This is a genomic window from Pantoea coffeiphila, from assembly GCF_016909495.1.
Classification (GTDB): domain Bacteria; phylum Pseudomonadota; class Gammaproteobacteria; order Enterobacterales; family Enterobacteriaceae; genus Erwinia; species Erwinia coffeiphila.
On the sequence record NZ_JAFBFW010000001.1, the window covers coordinates 860,890 to 879,951 of the forward strand.

Below are 19,062 nucleotides of genomic sequence, written 5' to 3' on the forward strand. Positions count from 1 at the left end.
GTGATTTCCCGCCCCGGCATCGACATCCGCGATCTGACCCTGCGCTTCGGCGACCGGGTTATCTTTGAGCGGCTGAACTTCCGCATTGAGGGCGGCACCTTCGTCGCCATGCTTGGCGCCAGCGGCGCGGGGAAAACCAGCCTGCTGAAGATTATCGCCGGGCTGGCAAAGGCCACGTCAGGTTCGGTCACCGCCAGCGACGGCCTGCCGGTGCCGGGGCGCATTGCCTATATGGGCCAGCGGGACCTGCTCTATCCGTGGCTGACGGTGCGGGAAAACATCACTCTCGGCCCTCGCCTGCGCGGGGAAAAAGCCGACCGCGCCTGGGCGGAGCATCTGCTGGAACAGGTCGGGCTGAGCGGCCACGGCGACGACCGCCCTGCCGCGCTCTCCGGCGGGATGCGCCAGCGCGCGGCGATCGCCCGTACGCTGTACGAGCGCCAGCCGATTGTGTTGATGGATGAGCCGTTCTCGGCGCTGGACGCCATCACCCGCGCCACCATCCAGACCCTGGCGGCCGAGCTGCTGGCCGACCATACCGTGCTGTTGATCACCCACGATCCGATGGAGGCCTGCCGCCTCAGCCACCGGCTGCTGGTGCTGTCTCCGCATCCGGCCGGTATTGATGACAGCCATCATATCGGTGGCCTGCCGCCGCGCGCGCCGGATGATGCCGACCTGCTGAAGAGTCAGGCCGAGCTGCTGCAACAGCTGGTGAGGGCCGCAGAATGAGCCATCAACAGGACAGCCGCCTGGCTAAATGGGGCCGCGGGCTGACGGTGTTTATCGGTCTGGTGCTGCTGTGGTGGCTGGCTACGCTGAGCAATATTCCGGCGTTTCTGCTGCCGACGCCCGCCGCCGTTGCGCAGGCGCTGTGGGAGGGTCGCGGATTCCTGGCCTACCACTCGCTGGTAACAGCATCGGAGGTGGTCAGCGGCCTGCTGCTTGGGGTGCTGCTCGGCGCACTGCTGGCGCTGAGCATGGTGTATTCACCGCGCCTGCAGCGCTGGCTGATGCCGCTGGTACTGACCAGCCAGGCGATCCCGGTGTTCGCCCTCGCTCCGCTGCTGGTGCTGTGGTTCGGCTTCGGCATGAGCGCCAAAGTGGCGATGGCGGTGCTGGTGATTTTCTTCCCCGTCACCTCGGCGTTCTTTGATGGTTTGCGCCGGGTGAACAACGACTATCTCGACCTTGCCCGCACGATGGGGGCTTCCCCCTGGGCGCTGCTGCGCCACGTGCGGCTGATGGCGGCGCTGCCCGCCTTCGGCACCGGGCTGCGCATGGCGGCCGCCGTGGCCCCCATCGGGGCGATTATCGGCGAATGGGTCGGCTCGGCCGAAGGGCTGGGCTATCTGATGCTCAACGCTAATGCGCGGATGCAGACCGATCAGCTGTTCGCCGCGCTGTTTATTTTGATTCTGATGACGGTGCTGCTCTGGGTTGCCGTCGATAGCCTGCTGCGCCGCCTGATTAACTGGACGGCGGAATAACCACCTGCAAACGACATAACAAGGAATAACAGCAATGAAAAAGAACCTCTGCGCCCTGCTGCTGGGAACGGCCATCGCGGGCCACGCCGCCGCCGCGGAAAACGTCACGCTGATGCTGGACTGGTACGTTAACCCGGACCACGCGCCGATTATCGTTGCCGAACAGATTGGCGCGTTTAAAGCCGAAGGGCTGGACGTGAAGATCGTGCCGCCGTCCGATCCTTCCCTGCCGCCGCGCCTGGTGGCCGCAAAGAAAGCCGATCTGGCTATCACCTATCAGCCGCAGCTGCACTTCTTCGCCGACCAGGGATTACCGCTGGTGCGCGTCGGCACGCTGGTGAATACGCCTCTGAACACGGTGATGACGCTGGATAAGAACATTCAATCCCCGGCGGATCTGAAGGGCAAAAAAGTCGGCTTCTCGGTGACCGGCATTGAAGAAGCCACGCTGGGCACCATGCTCAAGCATGAGGGGATTTCCTCTGCCGATATCACCCCGGTTAACGTCAACTTCCAGCTGACCGGTGCGCTGCTGGCGGGCCAGGTAGATGCGGTGATCGGCGGCTATCGCAATATCGAGGCGCTGGAACTGCAAATTCAGGGCAAAGATCCTAAGGTGTTCAACGTGGAAGATTACGGCGTTCCGGCCTATGACGAGCTGGTGATCGTGGCTAACCGCGATGACGTCAACAAGCCGAAAATTGCCAAATTCCTCGCCGCGCTGAAGAAGGGTAACGACTATCTTCAGGCACACCCGCAGGAAACCTGGAAGGCCTTTGCCAGCAGCCACCCGGAGCTGAACACCGAGCTGAACCGCCAGGCGTGGCAGAAATCACTGCCGCTGTTCGCCAGCGATCCGGCACATCTGGACACCGCCCGCTACCAGGCCTACGAGCAGTTCCTGTTTGATAATAAGCTGATTAAAAAAATCACCCCGGTGGCAGACTACGCGGTGGAAATTAAATAATCCGCACCCGCAGGCGAATCATGACTCGATATAGATAATGATAAGCATTATCATATAATTCACTTATCGCATTGCAGAGGTGGATTGTATGGATCGGACAGCGGAAACGCTCACCGCCGACTGTTGCATCGTCGGCGGTGGTCCTGCCGGTTTGATGCTCGGCTATTTACTGGCACGGGCAGGCGTGCAGGTTGTGGTTCTGGAAAAGCACGCCGACTTTTTACGCGATTTTCGCGGTGACACCATTCATCCCTCAACGCTACAGATCATGCATCACCTCGGGCTGCTTGAGGATCTGCTGAAGCTGCCCCACCAGCGCGCCGAAAAGCTACAGGCCGAGGTCGGCGGCGAAGAGGTGACGCTGGCCAACTTCACCCGCCTGCCGGTGAAGTGCAAATTTATCGCCTTTATGCCGCAGTGGGACTTCCTGAATTTTCTCGCCGAGCGCGCCAGCGCCCTTCCCGGTTTTACCCTTTTGCAATCCTGTGCCTTTGACGATCTGATCACTGCCGACGGCCGGGTATGCGGCGTGCGCGCGATTGCCGACGGCCAGACGCGTGAGATTCGTGCCCGGCTGGTGGTCGGCTGCGACGGCCGCCACTCAAAGGTGCGGGAAAAAGCGCAGCTGAGCGGAAAATCGTTCGGCGCACCGCGCGACGTGGTCTGGTTCCGCCTGGATAAGCGCGAAGAGGACCCGCAGTGGGGGATGGGCCATAAGGGGCCGAAGCAGAACTTTATTATGATCGATCGCGGCAGTTTCTGGCAGTGCGGCTATTCCATTACTAAAGGCCAGTTTGGCGAGCTGGAGGCCGCCGGTATTGATGCCTTTAAGCAGCAGGTCGCCACCGTTTCCCCCTTCCCCGCCGACCGACTGGCGGAACTGGATCGCTGGGACGCGCTGCGGCTGCTGGAGATCCGTATTGATCGGCTCGACAGCTGGGCGAAAGAGGGCCTGCTGTGCATCGGCGACGCCGCGCACGCCATGTCACCGATTGGCGGCGTGGGGGTGAACCTGGCGATCCAGGACGCGGTAGCCACCGCCAACCTGCTCACACGCCCGCTGCTCAATGGCGAGGTCAGTCTGCGCCAGCTGAATAAGGTGCAGCGCCGCCGCCAGTTCCCGACCTGCGCCACCCAGTTTATTCAGATCAAAATGAGCGGCAAAAAACGTGAGCCGGGCCAGACCAGCCCGATACCGCGCATCGTGAAGCGCTACCGCTTCCTGCCCTACGTTTTCGGCTGGATGATCGGTCTGGGCTTCCGCCGCGAAACGCCGCGCCGAGTCGGGAAGGCCTGACTGAAAGCCCGAATCACACCCGCACGCACCCCAACTTAAGATCCGCCGCCCTGCCAGCGTTATCTGCACGCTGGCACGGCGATTGCTAGCTGAGATTTTTTCAGGCCCTGTGCAATATTTCAAATTCTGGTCAGGGCCATTACCCGGCTAGAAGCTGTACTCCAGCTTCAAGCTGGCGTCGTTGCGGTTGTAGGAGTAGATCCAGTCGGCGTTACTTTTCACCCGGTTGTGGCGCAGCGTCAGGCTGGGAACAAATCCGGCCAGCTCCCAGCGCGGCGCACGCAGAACCAGGGTGTAGTTCTGCTCCTGGTCGCGCCGACGCACTTCAATCAGCGGGTTGTACAGCTCATAGTCACGCTGGCGGTATGAGGCGGAAAGCGTGCCGTCAAAGCCGGCATCAAAGCGCAGCGAGGCCCCCAGCCGCACGCCCTTCTGCTGATATTCCGCCGTCGGGTCTTCCGCGTGGCTGTTGACGAAATCCAGCCCGCCAAACACCGTCCAGCCCGGCGTCAGCTCGCGGTACCAGGTGCCGTAGAGCGACTGCTGCGCGCCGTCAAAGTTGCGGGCATAGTCGGCGCGGCGATACTGCATGTCTTTATAATCCGCCTCCAGCTTCACCAGCGAGGCGGACGACAGCATATAGCTCCACTCGCCGTGAACGCCGGGCGCGCCGTACATCGCATCGTTGCCCCACTCGTAATATTCAAACGACGGGGCCAGCATCAGCTGCTGGCGCGCATCGCGATAGCTGTAGCCGCCCTGTAACGTCACGGTGGTTTCGTTAAATTCACCGTGATTGCGATACTGCGTGCCGTACAGCAGCGAGCGCAGATACACACCGTGATGCCCTTTTATCGCCAGTCGGCGCTGAACGCTGAAGTCGAAATCGGTGCCGGTGGCTTTTAACGCCTCCGGCAGCGCGCGCTCGTAGTAGCAGAAGCCGGTACTGTCGCTAATCAGACAGGTGCGGCTGGCGGAGGTGCGGTTGACGTTGTCGCTCCAGCTGGGGCCGAAAGAGAACGAGCCGCTCCAGTCGCCGCGTTTTTCCAGCGCCTGCTGGTAGGCGCTAATGGTTTTGCGCACCCCGGCGGTTTGCGGATCGCGGGCGTCGATAATCGCCAGCGCATCGGCAAAGGCCTCTTTCGCTTCACGCTCCTGGGCATCGTCAAACAGCGTTCTTGCCAGCTCCAGCCTGCCGAGGATAAAGTCCGGCTGCTGCGCCAGCAGTTTGCGAAACTCGGTAATGGCGGTGTCGTTATCGCCCACTACCCGCGCCAGCATTCCGCGGGCATAGTGTTCCAGCAGCGGGTCACGATCCGGCAGGGTCAGGTACTCCTGCAGAAAACGGTTGGCAGCCTGCCACTGCTGATACTGAAGTGAAAGATAGAGCGCCTGGCCCAGTGCGCTGGCGGTGTGCTCTACCTGGTAGGTCTGGCCGTCAATGGTCAGCGTGGGCCGCTGGCCAGTGGCCGTTTCGTCTTTCAATATTTCACGCTCGCGTTCGGCCCCCTGGCGCTCAATGCTCATTTCAAGCATGCGCCGCGTATCTTCACGCTCCTGCGCCACCGCCGTGACGGTAACGGAGGCCATCAGCAGCGCAATCAGGCTGAGTGCGGTTCGGCGCGGCGTAATGTAGCGGGCAACGGGTAACTGAACGGTCGGCATAGATCATGATCCCTGAGGCAAACGGTGCCGCTCGGAACGTACAGAGCGGACGCAAAAAAGAGCAAAGACCAGTGGCCTTTGCTCTCGGGAAGGCAGTGAATCAGGCCATCAGCGTCGTTCCCGCTGAGGGTGTGATCCCTGCATATAAGGTGGTGAGATTCGCCACCGGATTAGTTCTTGGTACCGCCGAATGCGGTATCTTTGTTGCGATCGGCAAACTTAACGATACCGGCCACTGCGCTGGCGCCGGTGCCGAAGAATTTACCGTCCAGCGTACCGCCGGTGCCGGAAGCACTCAGCACGCCAACGCTGGTTGCTGCCAGACGCACATCAGTACCGACGGTGCTGATGGTGCCGCCGGTGAAGTTGATGTCACCGGAAGAGCTGGCCACTTTGGTATTGAAGTTGGCGGTCAGCGTACTGGTTGGCAGCGTGCCGCTGTACTGATTGATGGACTTAATGGTGTAGCTAACCGGTGCAGCCGTTGGCAGCGTGGTGGCTACGTCACCGTTTTCACCCGCGTAGAACACCGTGTGGGTACCGGCCGTTTTGGTGCCCACGGCGCCTGAAGTGGCTTCGCCATCCCATTCGCCGAACCAGACATCCTGAGTGCCGACTTTGGCAAATGACCAGACGCCCAGTTTAGTGTGATCCGGGCCAGGACCCGCAGGACCCGGTGCACCATCCGCCACCATTTCGCGACCGCTGAAGTGGAATGCCCCACTCGCATCCTGATAGGTCGGTGAAGCAAAGTGAGTGAAGGTAGCTTTGGCACCATACAGCTGACCATCAACACCGGCGGCAGGAGTCGGTACAGCTGCAGTTGTCTGACCAACGCGAATCCCACCCGTTTCCGTGTAGCTCTGGTTAGTGACGACTACGGCCTGAGCAGCACCGGCTGCGCCAAACAGAGCAAGAGCGAGTACTGATTTCTTCATAATCTGATTCATTTCATTTTTCCTGAAAAGCATAAGTTAAAAGTGGAAATACATTGAATGAAAACACAAATGATTATCATTACATCATATAGGTACAATCCTCCCTGACGGCGGGAGGATTTACTGCTTACTCGTACTGCTTACTTCGGGTACTGCTTTACTCCCTCACACTCCCTGTGTTCGGGCACAACGACTGACAGCTGGCAGGCATCCCTTCCACCAGCAAAACAGCTAACTGACAACCTCAACGTCCTGGGCGACTGTTCACTGCCTGAGTGGCTCTATGGTCTAACGCGCATAATAGTGTTCAACCAGCTCACGCACGCGGGCAAAGGCCTGCTGCGCACCGGCAATAGCGCGCGCTTCCCCGGCTTCGTCCAGCGGCAGCTGGTCCAGCGCGGCGGTAAAGGTACGCCAGTGGCGGCCTCGCCCTTCCGGCGCACCGGCAAGATGGCGCGCACCAAACTCGCCGGACAGCCCCAGCTTCTCCGCCTGTTTGATCAGGAAACCGGCGCCGATATTGGAGCCCTCAGCGACGTACAGCCAGCCCAGAGCACTGGCAATATCCGGGATTTCCGCCGTACTGAATGCCGTTGCGCTTTCCGGCTGCGGCAGAGCCTGCCCAAGGTCGGCCAGATCCTGGCCAATCAGCGGGAAGCGGCGGCGCCCGGCTAAATCAGGCAGCAGCGGCTCCAGCAGCGCAGATTCATACAGCGCATCGATTTCACGATGAAACTGGTACTGCACCTTCACAAACAGACCGTAGCGTTCGCGGCTGGCAAACGGATCGCCCGCCATAATGCGCTGATCCAGGCTGTCATGGCTGCTGGTGGTGGCCGCCTTCAGCCGCTGCGCGCGGGTCAGGTTTTCGGTTTGGGTACTCACATCGCTCATTGATTTTCTCCCATGCGCCTGCTCTGCGGCAGGCGGCATTTGTTTAACATCAGAATTTCAGCGTCACACCACCGCGCACGGTACGGCCTGGCGCAGGGATCGGAATGGTGTTCAGCGCATCGACGTAGTAACGGTCGGTCAGGTTATCCACCGACAGATCGAAGGTGGCGTTCTGGTTTAGTTTGTAGCTGGCGTAGAGATCGACCAGGGTGTAAGGCTTCCAGTCCGACGGCGCGATGGAGTACATACCTGAAACCTGCCCGAGCCCTTCGTCCGCACCCAGCCCCTCAACAAAACGGCTGCCGATGTAGCTAATACGTGTTCCTACAGTCAGATCGCTGTCCAGGAAGCGCGATCCCAGGTTTACCGTCACGGTATCTTTTGGCGGGACCTGCTGCTGCGCAAAGCTGTTGTAGAGGCCACCCGGCGCACAGCGGCTGGCGGCTGGATGTATTACGCCGTCTTTGGCGCAGAACATAATGTCGGTGTAGTGATTCCACGCCACGCTGCCGAACACCCGCCCGCTGTCATACTGTGCGGACAGCTCAATGCCACGCATTTCTGCATAATCCAGATTCATGCGGCCCAGCTGGTAGTTTTCCCGTCCACTGGCCGTATAGCGTTTGATATTTCCGCGCGTGATGTAGTTGTCGATGTGGTTACTGAACCAGGCCCCGTGGAAACGCAGCTTATCATCCGGCAGGAACACGCCATCCATCAGATAGTTAACACCGAACTCAAGGCTCTTGTTGCGTTCAGGCGCCACCGGATTATCCGCAGTGGGTACCGAGAATGACGGACCGGTGATCGATTCAAAGATGCTTGGCGAACGCAGAACGCTGCCGTACTTACCATAAGCCTGGAAGCCATCCAGAGGCTCCACCATCAGACTGAATATCGGTGACCAGCCGTGATCTTTGCGTGTAAACGGCGATTCAAGCGTCGGGCTGCGGTCAAAGCTTTCAAAGGTGGAATAGCGCAGGTTTCCGCTCAGGGTCACCCAGTCGAGCGGCTTCACTTCCAGGGTGCTGAATCCGCTGTACTCTTTGCGCCAGCCAAAACGCGATCCGGACATGGTCGCTTCATCCACGCCGTCGGGCAATCCCACGTTTTCACGGGTAAATGAACCGCCGTACTGCCAGGTCACATCGGCAATATCACTGTAGAAACGTGAGGTGTTCGACGCGTTGCCGCCCCAGCGATTCGACGCCAGCCAGAAGTATTGCGGATACAGGGTGCCGCTGCTGTTAAACACCGAATTAACTCGGTTATCCACGTCGGAATAGAAAGTATCAACTTTGATATCAATCAGATTACTGTCTTCCGGCTTCCAGCTGTAGCGACCGGTCCATGTTGCCAGGTCGATGGTACTCAGCAATCCCTGATAGGGTTGCGAATTGAAGTAGCTCATCAGCTGCGAACCGAGAATATTGCCGTAGCGGGTCATATAGCGTGAGTAGCCCAGCTCAAACTTCTGGTTGTCCTGGAAACGGAAAGTGCCTTTCAGCAGCCATGACTCCGTATCGCGCGAGGTGTTTAATACCTCCTCGCCCGCACGGTATGCCGTCAGTGGATTACCGTCGGTGACGTTAACCTCTCCGAATGGCCCGGTTGGGCCGGAAATCACCGCGTGAGCATCGTCTCCACCGCGTTTACCGGCAAAATAGTTGCCGTTATAACGCTGGGCGTAGGCGGCCAGCACATCCACCGCATCGGTGGTGCCAGCGATGGCGATGCTGCCGGAACCGCCGGTCGGCTTCAGCGCCGACGGGCGATTTGTCCCGGATGAATCACCGAAGCCGCTCGGGAACTCATCCCAGCTGTAATAGGTGCCGAGGTTGGTCAGGCCGCCGGTGGTGCCCGGCGACGGCGCGCTGCGGCTGTTGGTGTTAAAGTTACCTTTGAGACGCACGCCAAAATCGTGGCCCGGCAGCAGGATATCCTTCACGCCGATGGTGCTCATTCGCACAATCCCGCCGACCGCGCCGGTAGAATCGGCCCCCATGCTGGCCCCTTTCTCAATATCAACCGAGCCGATAAAGTCCGGGTCGATATAGGTGCGCGCCGTGGAGCCGTTATAGCCCTGATAGACGGTGGTTTCCTGGCTGGCGCCGTCAACCAGCACCGGTACACGCCCCTGCCCCTGCAGGCCGCGAATGTTAACGTCCACCGCGCCGGAGTTGCGGCCGTCACCGTTCAGTACGCCCGGGATACCCGATAAAAAATCACCAACAGATGTGCCGCTAAAACGCTCAACCTGCTCGGCGGAGAGGTGGGCGCGAGAGCTGGCCCCCTGCCAGGGCGCATCGGCCGGATCGCTGCCCGCGCGGCTGGTGACGGTGATGGTGCCCAGCAGCAGCGAGTCGTCCGCCGCTGATGCAGACGCAGACGTGTTGGCCGCCGCACCGCCGTTAACCAGGGTGACGCTGTCGCTGTTCACAAACTGATAGGAAAGCCCGGAGCCTTGTAAAATGCGCCCCAGCGCCGCTTCCGACGAGACGGCACCCTTGACGCCCGCCGACTGTTTGCCTGCGGCGAATTCCGGTGGATAGCTGACCTGTACGCCGGACTGGCGGCCAAATTCGGCAATCGCACCGGAAAGGGAACCGGCCGGGATGTTGAAGGAGACCGGCGAAGTTTGCGCAAACGCACTTTGCTGCATCGACATCAGCGCCAGAGAAATTGCGCTGGTACGGAACACGGCTGCCACCAGCCACTTTTTGCCGTTGCGCGATTCCGCGCGTTTGCACTTCACAGACTTCATTTTGACCCCGCAGGCGTTATTAATCAGTACGCTGGCTTTGCGGATTCGCATCCGAGCCAGTTCTTACTTAATAAAACGAACGAGAGTTGAGATTTTTCTGAGAAATTTTAAATTTTTTTTCAGACTGCGGAAATAATGGTCAACCAGGGGGTGATTTCGCGCACTTTTCCGGCGTAGGGTTGGATCACCGCCGCCAGCGCACGCTGCGGGTTGGCGAGGTTATACACGCCGCTGATACGCTGTTCGCCCAGCTCGCGGCTGGCAATCAGCACTTTACCCGGCACCCAGCGGGAAATGCGCGCTACCACGGCGGCCACCGTTTCACTTTCCGCCACCAGCATGCCGCTGCGCCAGGAGGCAAACTGCTGCGGATTGCGGGTGCCGCGTTCCACCAGACCGCCATCGCGATCCAGCGACAGCCAGCTGCCGGCGGTGACCGATTCGTTTAACGACAGCGACAGGCCAGGAGTGGCGACGTCCACCGCGCCCTGTTCAACGGCAACGGTCAGCAGATCGGCATCGCGGCTGAGGTCAAAAGCCCCTTTCTGCGTCACCACCTGCATGCCTTCGACCACCGCGTTAAACGGCCGACGGGCGTCGTTGGCAACATTAAGCCAGGCCATTCCGTTCAGGAGTTCAATGCGGCGTTCATCGGCGGTGAAGCGGGAAGCAATGGCGCTGTTGGGGCCAAGAATAATTTCCGAGCCGTCCTCCAGCGGAATTTGCTGGATTTCGCCGGTAGAGGTTAAATGGCTGGCTTTCATCTGCAATAGAATGCCGGGTGCCAGCGCCAGGCCGGTAGCGGCAGCCGCAACGGCAACAGAGCCGCCCAGCACAAAGCGGCGGCGAGAAATCCCGACCGACTGCGGCACCGCCTGGCTGCGGGCCTGCACCACCCTGCCGGTCATGCCGTGCAGATGAACGGCTTCAGCCCACACCGCCTCATGCTCTTTGCCGCGCGCGCGCCAGCGTTCGGCCAGTTCGCGCGCGGCCGGATTCCCCGGATCGCCGTGCAGGCGAATAATCAGGTCGAAGGCTTCTTCAAACAGCTTTTCGTGTTGCGACATTTTCTCAGTCATTATTGGCAAATTCCGGCAGCTTTGCGGCGACGGGAATAAAAGGTAATTCAGATTATAGGGAATTACACGCGCTGTCGCTGTGCAAAGTCATTAGTGCTTCGCATCATCATCCAGGGTGGTGCGTAAATGCTGGTAGGCGCGGCGGATCAGCGTCCATGTATGCGACACCGATAAATCCAGCTCCTGTGCCACTTCAGCAATGGTCATATCCCCTAAGCGATAGAGTTCAAAAGCACGCCGGGTCTGCTCCGGCAGCGCCGTCAGACCACGGTCAAGCACCGCCAGCTGCTGACGATCGGAGGTCACCCTTTCCGGATCGGGCGATTCATCCGGCAGCTCGCAGTAGGCCTCTTCCGACAGATAGTCAATCGAGGCAATCTTCTCGCGGCGATAGAGATCCACCGACAGGCTGCGCGCCACCATATGCAGATAGGCACGCGGATTATCATCCCGTTTTGGCGCTGCGGAGCCTAAAATCCGCAGAAACACATCCTGGGTTAAATCCGCAGCCACGTCGGGACCATGCCCGCGCTTCTGCAAAAAACGTTGAATTTCCTGAGCATGCTTATTAAACAGGCTTTTCAGGTTCCACATCAACCAAACCTCGCAGTAACACTCTGGATAACAGCGATCTTTACTGCAGTGCTGTGTTTCCCAGCAGGGATAGCCGCTAAATGCTAACGCGGCCAAATATGTAAAACGCGAACGTTTATCCGGCAAAAGCGCAGTGGGCAAGGCCATATCGCTATTGGCTCGCAGCAACGTCAACGAAGTGTGTTTAGAATATATAAAATTTGAAACAGATGGTAATGATTTTCATTTGTATTTTTATTAAGATTTTCGATATCAAACCCTGATTTTTACGGGGATTTAACACTTTGAGGGGGGAATGTGAGAATCCGCCGGTTGCCCGACGGATTTCTGAAGCGGGGATTACTCTTCGATCGATGACAGCAGCGCGTTCTGAATAATGCGCTGAGCCTGCATCGCATCCTGGCGCGACTGCGCTTCCTGCAATGCCGGGATATCCAGCTTGTCCAGCGCGCGGTAAATATGCTTGAGGAAACGAATCGACAGGCGCGCGGCCTCGACGTTATCTTCACGGAACGGGAACTGATCCAGCTGCCATACACCGTCCCAGTTGTTGATCTTCAGTACATAGAAGAACTCGAAAATCTCCGTCATATGCACGGTACCCACCACCAGGTCATCGTCCCAGCCGCGCAGGTTGTCGTTAACGTCCATACCAAACAGACGACCGCGATCGATAATCAGCTGAGCGGAGTCCGCCGGGGACTCGCCGCCAAACAGCGCGTGGCCGAAGTCCAGCAGGATACCAACGTTATCCAGCCCGATATCCTCAATGCCCAGCAGGGTGCGCGCCGCCGAATCCCAGGTCATTTTCACGCGCGGCTCGCGCGGCTTGTATTCAATGGCAAATTTCACGTCCGGGTTGGCCGACGCCAGTTCGCGCATGCCGTCTACCGCCAGCTTCCACAGCTGCTTGTGATCCACCTGGAACGGGTAGTCCCAGCCGTCCTGGCCCGGCCAGACTTTGACGTAGCTGGCACCCAGCTCACGCACCACGTCCGCCGCTTCGTTCATCAGCTTCAGCGCTTCTGCACGCGCCACCGGGTCCGGGTTGGTAAAGGCCCCGCGCGACCACTTGCGCAGGTAGATCTCCGGGGTGATGCCGATCGCTTTGAGTCCGGCATCGGCCAGCGCCTCTTTTACCTGGCTGATGGTCACGCCCGGCGAGAAAGGATACGGCACGTCAACATAGGAAAGATCGCCGACCTCTTTTGCCGCTTTAATCTGTTCCAGAGTGCTGAGCGCCGGGCCGTAGCCGTCTACCGCGTAACGGTCAACGTAGTTAGCAAAGTGCCAGAGACCAGCGCCAAATTTTGGGTAGTTGTAGGTTGTCATGTTGGGTCTTCTCCATGCTGAATATCACGCAGCCGGGGCTGCAAGGTTGTCAATTTCTCTGCCGGGCGGCACGCTGCGGATCACGCCGTCGCCGCCGCCCGGGGATGAAAATAAGAACGGGGGTCACCCGTCCGGGGTCGAAATCGTTTTTCTATACGCCAGGCTGACACGGTCAGACGTCAGGCCGTCCGCGTGGCTTCGGCCTCAACCAGCAGCGCCTTCTGCGCCACCACCGCCGCCTTTTGCTGCATGCGGCTCTGCATCTGGTCGATAATCACCGCAATGATGATCACGATGCCCTTAATCACCATCTGCCAGAATTCGCTGACGCCCATCATAATCAGGCCGTCTGCGAGGAAGCCGATAACAAACGCGCCGATCAGCGTGCCGAGGATGGTGCCGCGCCCGCCGGCCAGCGAGGTGCCGCCCAGTACCACGGCGGCAATGGCGTTCATCTCAAAGGCGGTGCCGTTTGCCGGGTGGGCGGCCACCAGCTGCGAGGACACCACGATGCCCGCGATCGCCGCACAAAGGCCGGAGATGGCGTAAACAAAGATTTTCACCCGCTTTACCCGCACGCCGGACAGTTCGGCGGCGCGCTCGTTATCGCCAATCGCATAGACTTGGCGGCCAAACGGCAGGCGGCGAGCGACGTAGGCGATGACCAGCGCCAGCACAATCATCATCCAGATTGCCCACGGCAGGCCGAGGAAGTAGCCGGAGCCGATCTTGTCAAAGCCGGTATTGCCGAGCTGCGGATTGCCCTGTAGCCCTGGGAATGTTTCACCGCCGGAGGTGAGCATCGCTGCCCCGCGCAGGATATACATGGTGCCCAGCGTGCAGATAAACGGCGCGACGTTATAGCGGGTGATGATCCAGCCGTTGGCCGCACCGATAAGCCCGCCGATCAACAGCACCAGCGGCACCACCACCCAGACGCTGGGGAAAATCGCGATTCCGAAGGCGGGCAGGACGATCCCTTTGGTGATCAGCCAGCCGGCAATCATGCCGCACAGTCCGAGCGTGGCCCCGATCGACAGGTCAATCCCGGCGGTAATAATCACGAAGGTGATGCCCAGCGCCAGGAAGGCGTTGATGGCGATATGTTTAATCATGATCACCATGCTGCCGACGGCGAGGAAGTCCGGCACGGTGATGGCGAAGAATCCGACGATTAAAATCAGGGCAATAAAGGTGCGCATTTTTAACAGCAGCAGGATCAATCCCTCCCGCGAGTTAAAGGCTTTCATCGCAGGCGCGGACTGCGCTTTCCCGGAAAGATGTGTCATGTCAGAACCCCTGTGCACTTGCTTTCACCAACGCGGATTCTTCTGCCGCCGCGCGTGGAATATCGGCGGTCAGCTTGCCGCCGGACATCACCAGAATACGGTCAGAGACCGCCATAATTTCTTTCAGGTCCGAAGTAGAAAACAGCACCGCGATCCCCTGCTCCGACAGTTTGACCATCATGCGGAACACGTCTGCTTTCGCGCCGATATCAATGCCCCGGCTGGGTTCATCCAGCAGCAGCAGGCGTGGATTGGTCAGCAGCGAGCGGCCAATCACCACCTTCTGCTGGTTACCGCCGCTCAGCGCGTTGATCGCCACCTCCGGCGAGGAGATTTTGATCGACAGATTGCTGACCGTGCTGCTGACCACCGCCATCTCCTGTTTGTGAGAGATGGCAAAACGGTGCTCCAGACGCTGCCACAGGCTGGCAATCGTCAGGTTGCTGGCTACCGATGAGATGGGGAAAATGCCGGTGCGCTTGCGGTCTTCCGGCACCAGACTCATGCCCATACGGATGCGGTCGGCGGTCGACAGCCTCTGCGGCACCGGTTTGCTGTCCAGCCACAGCTTGCCGAGATACGAAGGCTGGGTGCCAAGCAGGCATTCGAACAGCTCGGTGCGCCCCGCGCCCATCAGGCCATAAATACCGACGATTTCCCCGGCGCGAACGCTGAATGAGACGTCGTTAACCACCGCGTTACCGGCAGGGCCCACGCAGGTGATGTTTTCCGCTTCCAGCACCGTCGCGCCGAACTGGCGATCGGGGGTCAGGAAGCTGCTGACCGGCTCGCTACCGAGCATTTCACGGACGATCCACGGCACGTCAATCTCACTAACCTGCGCTTCCGCCTGAAAGCGGCCGTCGCGCAGGATGGTGATGGTGTCACCGATCGCCATCAGCTCTTCCAGACGGTGCGAGATATAGATGATCGACACCCCCTGACGGGTGAGTTCGCGGATCACCCGGAACAGGATCTCTACCTCGGTTTTACTCAACGCCGAGGTGGGTTCGTCGAGGATCAGAATGTCGGTGTTTTCCGCCAGTGCCTTGGCAATCTCCACCAGCTGCTGCTGCCCCACTTTCAGATTAGCGACCAGCTCGCGCGGTGAAATCGCCTGATCGAGCCGCTGCATCAGCTCGGCAGTGCGCGCCTCCTGCGCTTTTTCATCGATCGGCTGCACGCCTTTTTGCAGTTCGCGGCCGAGGAAAATATTTTCCGCCACCGACAGGTTTTCAAACAGGTTCAGCTCCTGATGCACCATGCCAATCCCCAGCTTTGACGCCGCGCGGGTGCTGCTAAGCTGCACCTGCTCGCCGTTGAGCCAGATTTCACCGCTGGTCGGCTGCTGAACCCCGGCGAGGATTTTCATCAGCGTGGACTTGCCCGCGCCGTTTTCGCCGATAATGACGTTGACCTTGCCGCGCCAGACGCGGTAGTCGACGTTGTCCAGCGCCAGCGTGCCGGGAAACAGCATCGACACCGCGCGGGTTTGCAGAATAATCGGATCGGTGTGGCTCATTACGGCTGCTCCTGCTTAATGACCACGGCAACCGCATCCTCTATCCGCTGCGGTTGCAGAGTCACGGCCAGCGTCAGCTGAACCGGTTTGCCGACCCAGCTGCCGTCGATCTTCGGCAGTTGCTGAACGTTTTGCTGGTTCAGCGCTTTGGTCAGCCTGGCGAACTGTACCTGGTTGGTGAATTCTTCAAATTTAAACCCGGCCGCATCCCGAATGGCGTTGCTGCGGATCACCGGCCCGATGGCCACCGGCACCGATTCGCCATTGATCGTCACCGTCAGCAGGCGTTCACGCTCGGCTTCGTCGCTGACCGCAGTAACCGTTCCGGCAGCGTGCACAAAGACGCTGCTGCTGGTCTCCGCTTTCAGCCCGGCGCTTTTATTCTTCATGTCATTCCAGGTGAGGGCGCGATCCTGCGCCCCTTTCAGTACCCTGCTGTCCCAGTTCTCCTGCGCGATCTGCTGCGGGGTCTGACTGCTAAAGCTGGCTTTCGCTGCCGGGTCTTTTGGCAGGATGGGCTGACCGTTTTCATCAAGGTCGACCACCGTGCAGCCGCTGAGCAGCATACTGGCGCTCAGCAGAACGGCGAGCGGAAGTTTCGTCACCATCATCGGCTCCCGAATCAGTTAGAGAGATTAAAGGTTTTCAGCTTGCTGGCGTTGGCGTCATCAATCAGCACGCAGTCCATCAGCTGCTTCTCTTCTTTCTGCGCTTTGCCGTTAGTCAGGTAGTAATCGGCCTGCTCAACGGCCATCTGCGCCTGCGCCCAGCCCGGCTGCAGCACCGTCGCTTTGATGTTGCCTTTATTGATAATGGAGTCGCGCACGTAGTCACTGCCGTCAAAGCCCACCACGATCACGTTGGTTTTGCCGGCGGCTTTCAGCGCGGCTTCCGCACCCAGCGCCATGGTGTCGTTACCGGAGATCACGCCAACGATATTGGGATTTTTTTGTAAAATGGTTTCCATGCGGCTGAAGGCTTCGGTCTGGCTCCAGTTGGCGCTCTGCTGAGCCACCATTTTCATATCCGGGTAGTCATCGAGGATGTCGTGATAGCCCTGTGAGCGCACCCCGGCGTTGGTGTCCGACTCTTTACCCAGCAGCTCAACGTATTCCCCTTTGCCGTTCAGCAGCTTGGCGAATTTTTCCGCCCCCAGCTGCGCGCCCTGATAGTTATTGGAAACAATCTGCGCCACCGCTACGCCGGATTTGTTGATTTCCCGGTCGATCAGGAAGGTAGGAATCCCGGCATCTTTCGCCTTCTGTACCGGCCCTACCGTCGCGTCCGCACCGGCGTTATCCAGCACAATCGCCTTTGCCTTGCGGCCAATGGCGGTTTCAATCAGCTGGTTCTGCTTGCTGACGTCATCATCGTGCGATGCCACCAGCGTGGTGTAGCCCAGCGCCTTCGCTTTTTGCGATGCGCCGTCGGCTTCGGCTTTAAAGAATGGATTATCGTGGGACGGGGTGATGATGACGATCAACCCTTTATCCGCCGCGAAAGAGGCTGATGAGAGGGTCATGGCAGAAAGCAACAGTCCGGTAAGCAGGGTACGTTTCATCTTTTTTTATCTCCGCTGTGAATAATTATTCGAGCATGATTTATTATTCAAACACTATTATTTATTGCGCCTTTTTTGTCCAAACAATCCGTACGGAAAAGCGAGCGGGATCACAATCTGTGTTTAAATTTATTACTCACCAGTAAGTTTATTTAAATTTACACTTACATTTCAATGCAATGACAAAACTAGCAGATGATAGCCGATGTGGTTTGATGGGGTTCTTACTCGTTTGCAAATGGCAAACGCCTTCCCGGCGGCAGGTCGTTCGCCAGAAAGAACCGGAGGGAATTTGAATCACGGGCGCAGATAAATAAGCAGAAGCAGAAGCAGAAGCAGAAGCAGAAGCAGAAGCAGAAGCAGATTAAGGCGAAGGCGAAGGTGAAGGTGAAGGTGAAGGTGAAGGTGAAAATGTGAATTTTTTATAAAAAAGTTACAAAGTTTAGGTGCGGTTTAGATAAAAATGAGAATAATTATCATCACCTTATTATTCCGAGTCTTTCCGAATATGAAAACTGTTCCGGCTTTGAAGCTTTCCGCTCTCCTTGTTACCACCCTTCCCGCCCTGGCTTTCGCTACCACCTATCCGCTGACCGTGACCGATATGGACGGCCAGCAGGTAGTGATCAAGCAGGAGCCGCAGCGCATTATTTTGCAGGATGGCCGCGAGATCCTCAGCCTGGCTCTGCTGGACCGCGACAATCCGTTCAAGCGCGTGGTTTCCTGGAACAACCTGATGAAGAAGCAGGACACCGGCAGCTGGAATATGCTGAAAAACCGCTGGCCGCAGGCGGAAAAAATCCTGGATATGGGCTTCTCAGATCAGGGTGAAGTGAATCTGGAAACGGTGATCGCTAAGCATCCGGATCTGATGATTGCCCAGCTGCGCGCGAAGCCGTCGCTCCAGCAGACCGGCGTGCTGAAACAGCTTGCGGCGCTGAATATTCCGGTGCTGTTCGTGGACGTTGAACTGCATCCGGTACAGAACACCGCCGCCAGCGTCACGCTGCTCGGCAAGGTGCTGAATCAGGAAGACAACGCCAAAGCCTATACCGATTTTTATCAGCAGAAGCTGACTGCCATTCAAAATAAGGTGAAGGATATTTCACCGAAGCCGCTGGTGTTCGTTGAGCCGATTGCCGGTATCGGCGGCGGCGGCGATGCCTGCTGCTTTACCCACGGCCGTAACGGCTGGGGCGCACTGGTTGAAGCGACGGGCGCACGCAATATCGGCTCCGAGCTGCTACCGGGCACCAGCGGTAACGTGGCGGTGGAGAAGGTGATTTCAATGAATCCTGATTACTATGTGATGAGCGGTTCAAAGCGCGGTGGCAAAGCCAGTACGGTGATCCCGCTGGGTTACAATACCAGCGTTGAGGAGATCAAAGAGAGTTTTGATCGCCTGCGTAATCGTAACGGGGTGAAGGATATTCCGGCGGTGAAGGCGGGCAAGGTCGCGGCGGTTTACCATCACTTCTACAATCATCCGTACAATATTATCGGTATTGAGATGCTGGCGAAGGATTTCTATCCGCAGCAGTTTAAGGATGTGAATCCGACGGCGGATTACCATCAGATTATCCAGAAGTTCACCAAGCTGCCGGATGAGCCGATTAATATTGAGTATCATCCGGCTGAGTGATTGTCGGTAGATCGATAGCTGTTAGAAC

The 19,062-nt window shown here is 58.5% G+C and carries 16 protein-coding genes; 5 read left to right on the top strand and 11 right to left on the bottom strand.

The window, feature by feature from the left end:
- From JOE09_RS04015 to JOE09_RS04030, 4 genes are all read left to right on the top strand, one after another.
- Entirely contained in the window at positions 1–732 is a 732-nt protein-coding gene (locus tag JOE09_RS04015; protein ID WP_420830608.1) for an ABC transporter ATP-binding protein, read from the top strand.
- Complete coding sequence (locus tag JOE09_RS04020; RefSeq protein WP_105594296.1) at positions 729–1,490, top strand: ABC transporter permease; 762 nt, start codon at positions 729–731, stop codon at positions 1,488–1,490. Before JOE09_RS04015 ends, JOE09_RS04020 begins: the two co-directional genes overlap by 4 nt.
- Positions 1,491–1,524: 34 nt before the next feature.
- Positions 1,525–2,457, top strand: coding sequence for an ABC transporter substrate-binding protein (locus tag JOE09_RS04025; protein WP_205064876.1), 933 nt, complete (start codon positions 1,525–1,527; stop codon positions 2,455–2,457).
- Between the two features lie 88 nt (positions 2,458–2,545).
- On the top strand, positions 2,546–3,754 hold the full coding sequence (locus JOE09_RS04030; protein WP_205064877.1) for an FAD-dependent oxidoreductase: 1,209 nt from the start codon (positions 2,546–2,548) through the stop codon (positions 3,752–3,754).
- A 147-nt stretch (positions 3,755–3,901) separates the two neighbouring features.
- Here the strand turns inward: JOE09_RS04030 and JOE09_RS04035 are convergent, their stop codons facing one another.
- The 11 genes from JOE09_RS04035 to JOE09_RS04085 form a co-directional block, all read right to left on the bottom strand.
- The gene (locus JOE09_RS04035) at positions 3,902–5,419 is read right to left on the bottom strand and encodes a surface lipoprotein assembly modifier (RefSeq protein ID WP_205064878.1); all 1,518 of its coding nucleotides are present in this window, start codon (positions 5,417–5,419) and stop codon (positions 3,902–3,904) included.
- Between the two features lie 170 nt (positions 5,420–5,589).
- A complete protein-coding gene (locus JOE09_RS04040) occupies positions 5,590–6,369 on the bottom strand; it encodes a Slam-dependent surface lipoprotein (protein ID WP_123330666.1) in 780 nt (259 codons plus the stop codon).
- A gap of 276 nt (positions 6,370–6,645) precedes the next feature.
- Positions 6,646–7,242: a biliverdin-producing heme oxygenase gene (locus JOE09_RS04045; RefSeq protein WP_199735015.1), complete on the bottom strand. Its 597-nt coding sequence runs from the start codon at positions 7,240–7,242 to the stop codon at positions 6,646–6,648.
- A 58-nt stretch (positions 7,243–7,300) separates the two neighbouring features.
- Positions 7,301–10,015 (bottom strand): TonB-dependent receptor, encoded by a 2,715-nt coding sequence (locus JOE09_RS04050; RefSeq protein WP_205064879.1) that lies wholly within the window; start codon positions 10,013–10,015, stop codon positions 7,301–7,303.
- Between the two features lie 119 nt (positions 10,016–10,134).
- Positions 10,135–11,082 carry a FecR family protein gene (locus JOE09_RS04055; RefSeq protein WP_239552912.1) on the bottom strand — a complete coding sequence of 316 codons (948 nt, stop codon included), beginning with the start codon at positions 11,080–11,082 and terminating at the stop codon, positions 10,135–10,137.
- Between the two features lie 102 nt (positions 11,083–11,184).
- Positions 11,185–11,688, bottom strand: a complete 504-nt coding sequence (locus JOE09_RS04060) for an RNA polymerase sigma factor (RefSeq protein ID WP_105594289.1) — start codon at positions 11,686–11,688, stop codon at positions 11,185–11,187.
- A 339-nt stretch (positions 11,689–12,027) separates the two neighbouring features.
- Entirely contained in the window at positions 12,028–13,020 is a 993-nt protein-coding gene (locus JOE09_RS04065; protein ID WP_205064881.1) for a sugar phosphate isomerase/epimerase family protein, read from the bottom strand.
- Positions 13,021–13,199: 179 nt separating this feature from the next.
- Positions 13,200–14,309 carry an ABC transporter permease gene (locus JOE09_RS04070; RefSeq protein ID WP_105594287.1) on the bottom strand — a complete coding sequence of 370 codons (1,110 nt, stop codon included), beginning with the start codon at positions 14,307–14,309 and terminating at the stop codon, positions 13,200–13,202.
- Position 14,310: 1 nt separating this feature from the next.
- Complete coding sequence (locus JOE09_RS04075; protein ID WP_205064882.1) at positions 14,311–15,831, bottom strand: sugar ABC transporter ATP-binding protein; 1,521 nt, start codon at positions 15,829–15,831, stop codon at positions 14,311–14,313.
- Positions 15,831–16,439 carry a DUF2291 family protein gene (locus JOE09_RS04080; RefSeq protein WP_205065118.1) on the bottom strand — a complete coding sequence of 203 codons (609 nt, stop codon included), beginning with the start codon at positions 16,437–16,439 and terminating at the stop codon, positions 15,831–15,833. Before JOE09_RS04080 ends, JOE09_RS04075 begins: the two co-directional genes overlap by 1 nt.
- A gap of 14 nt (positions 16,440–16,453) precedes the next feature.
- Positions 16,454–17,392, bottom strand: coding sequence for a D-ribose ABC transporter substrate-binding protein (locus JOE09_RS04085; protein WP_205064883.1), 939 nt, complete (start codon positions 17,390–17,392; stop codon positions 16,454–16,456).
- 508 nt (positions 17,393–17,900) lie between these two features.
- Here JOE09_RS04085 and JOE09_RS04090 point away from each other — a divergent pair.
- Positions 17,901–19,034, top strand: coding sequence for an ABC transporter substrate-binding protein (locus tag JOE09_RS04090; RefSeq protein ID WP_205064884.1), 1,134 nt, complete (start codon positions 17,901–17,903; stop codon positions 19,032–19,034).
- Positions 19,035–19,062: the final 28 nt, after the last annotated feature.

What these genes read in the sequence shown, in the direction of transcription:
- JOE09_RS04025 (WP_205064876.1), top strand. Translation starts at nt 1,525, where the DNA reads ATGAAAAAGAACCTCTGCGCCCTGCTGCTGGGAACGGCCATCGCGGGC.
- JOE09_RS04075 (WP_205064882.1), bottom strand. Translation starts at nt 15,831, where the DNA reads ATGAGCCACACCGATCCGATTATTCTGCAAACCCGCGCGGTGTCGATG.
- JOE09_RS04080 (WP_205065118.1), bottom strand. Translation starts at nt 16,439, where the DNA reads ATGGTGACGAAACTTCCGCTCGCCGTTCTGCTGAGCGCCAGTATGCTG.
- JOE09_RS04030 (WP_205064877.1), top strand. Translation starts at nt 2,546, where the DNA reads ATGGATCGGACAGCGGAAACGCTCACCGCCGACTGTTGCATCGTCGGC.
- JOE09_RS04035 (WP_205064878.1), bottom strand. Translation starts at nt 5,419, where the DNA reads ATGCCGACCGTTCAGTTACCCGTTGCCCGCTACATTACGCCGCGCCGA.
- JOE09_RS04070 (WP_105594287.1), bottom strand. Translation starts at nt 14,309, where the DNA reads ATGACACATCTTTCCGGGAAAGCGCAGTCCGCGCCTGCGATGAAAGCC.
- JOE09_RS04055 (WP_239552912.1), bottom strand. Translation starts at nt 11,082, where the DNA reads ATGTCGCAACACGAAAAGCTGTTTGAAGAAGCCTTCGACCTGATTATT.
- JOE09_RS04040 (WP_123330666.1), bottom strand. Translation starts at nt 6,369, where the DNA reads ATGAATCAGATTATGAAGAAATCAGTACTCGCTCTTGCTCTGTTTGGC.
- JOE09_RS04065 (WP_205064881.1), bottom strand. Translation starts at nt 13,020, where the DNA reads ATGACAACCTACAACTACCCAAAATTTGGCGCTGGTCTCTGGCACTTT.
- JOE09_RS04085 (WP_205064883.1), bottom strand. Translation starts at nt 17,392, where the DNA reads ATGAAACGTACCCTGCTTACCGGACTGTTGCTTTCTGCCATGACCCTC.
- JOE09_RS04020 (WP_105594296.1), top strand. Translation starts at nt 729, where the DNA reads ATGAGCCATCAACAGGACAGCCGCCTGGCTAAATGGGGCCGCGGGCTG.
- JOE09_RS04090 (WP_205064884.1), top strand. Translation starts at nt 17,901, where the DNA reads ATGAAAACTGTTCCGGCTTTGAAGCTTTCCGCTCTCCTTGTTACCACC.
- JOE09_RS04060 (WP_105594289.1), bottom strand. Translation starts at nt 11,688, where the DNA reads ATGTGGAACCTGAAAAGCCTGTTTAATAAGCATGCTCAGGAAATTCAA.
- JOE09_RS04050 (WP_205064879.1), bottom strand. Translation starts at nt 10,015, where the DNA reads ATGAAGTCTGTGAAGTGCAAACGCGCGGAATCGCGCAACGGCAAAAAG.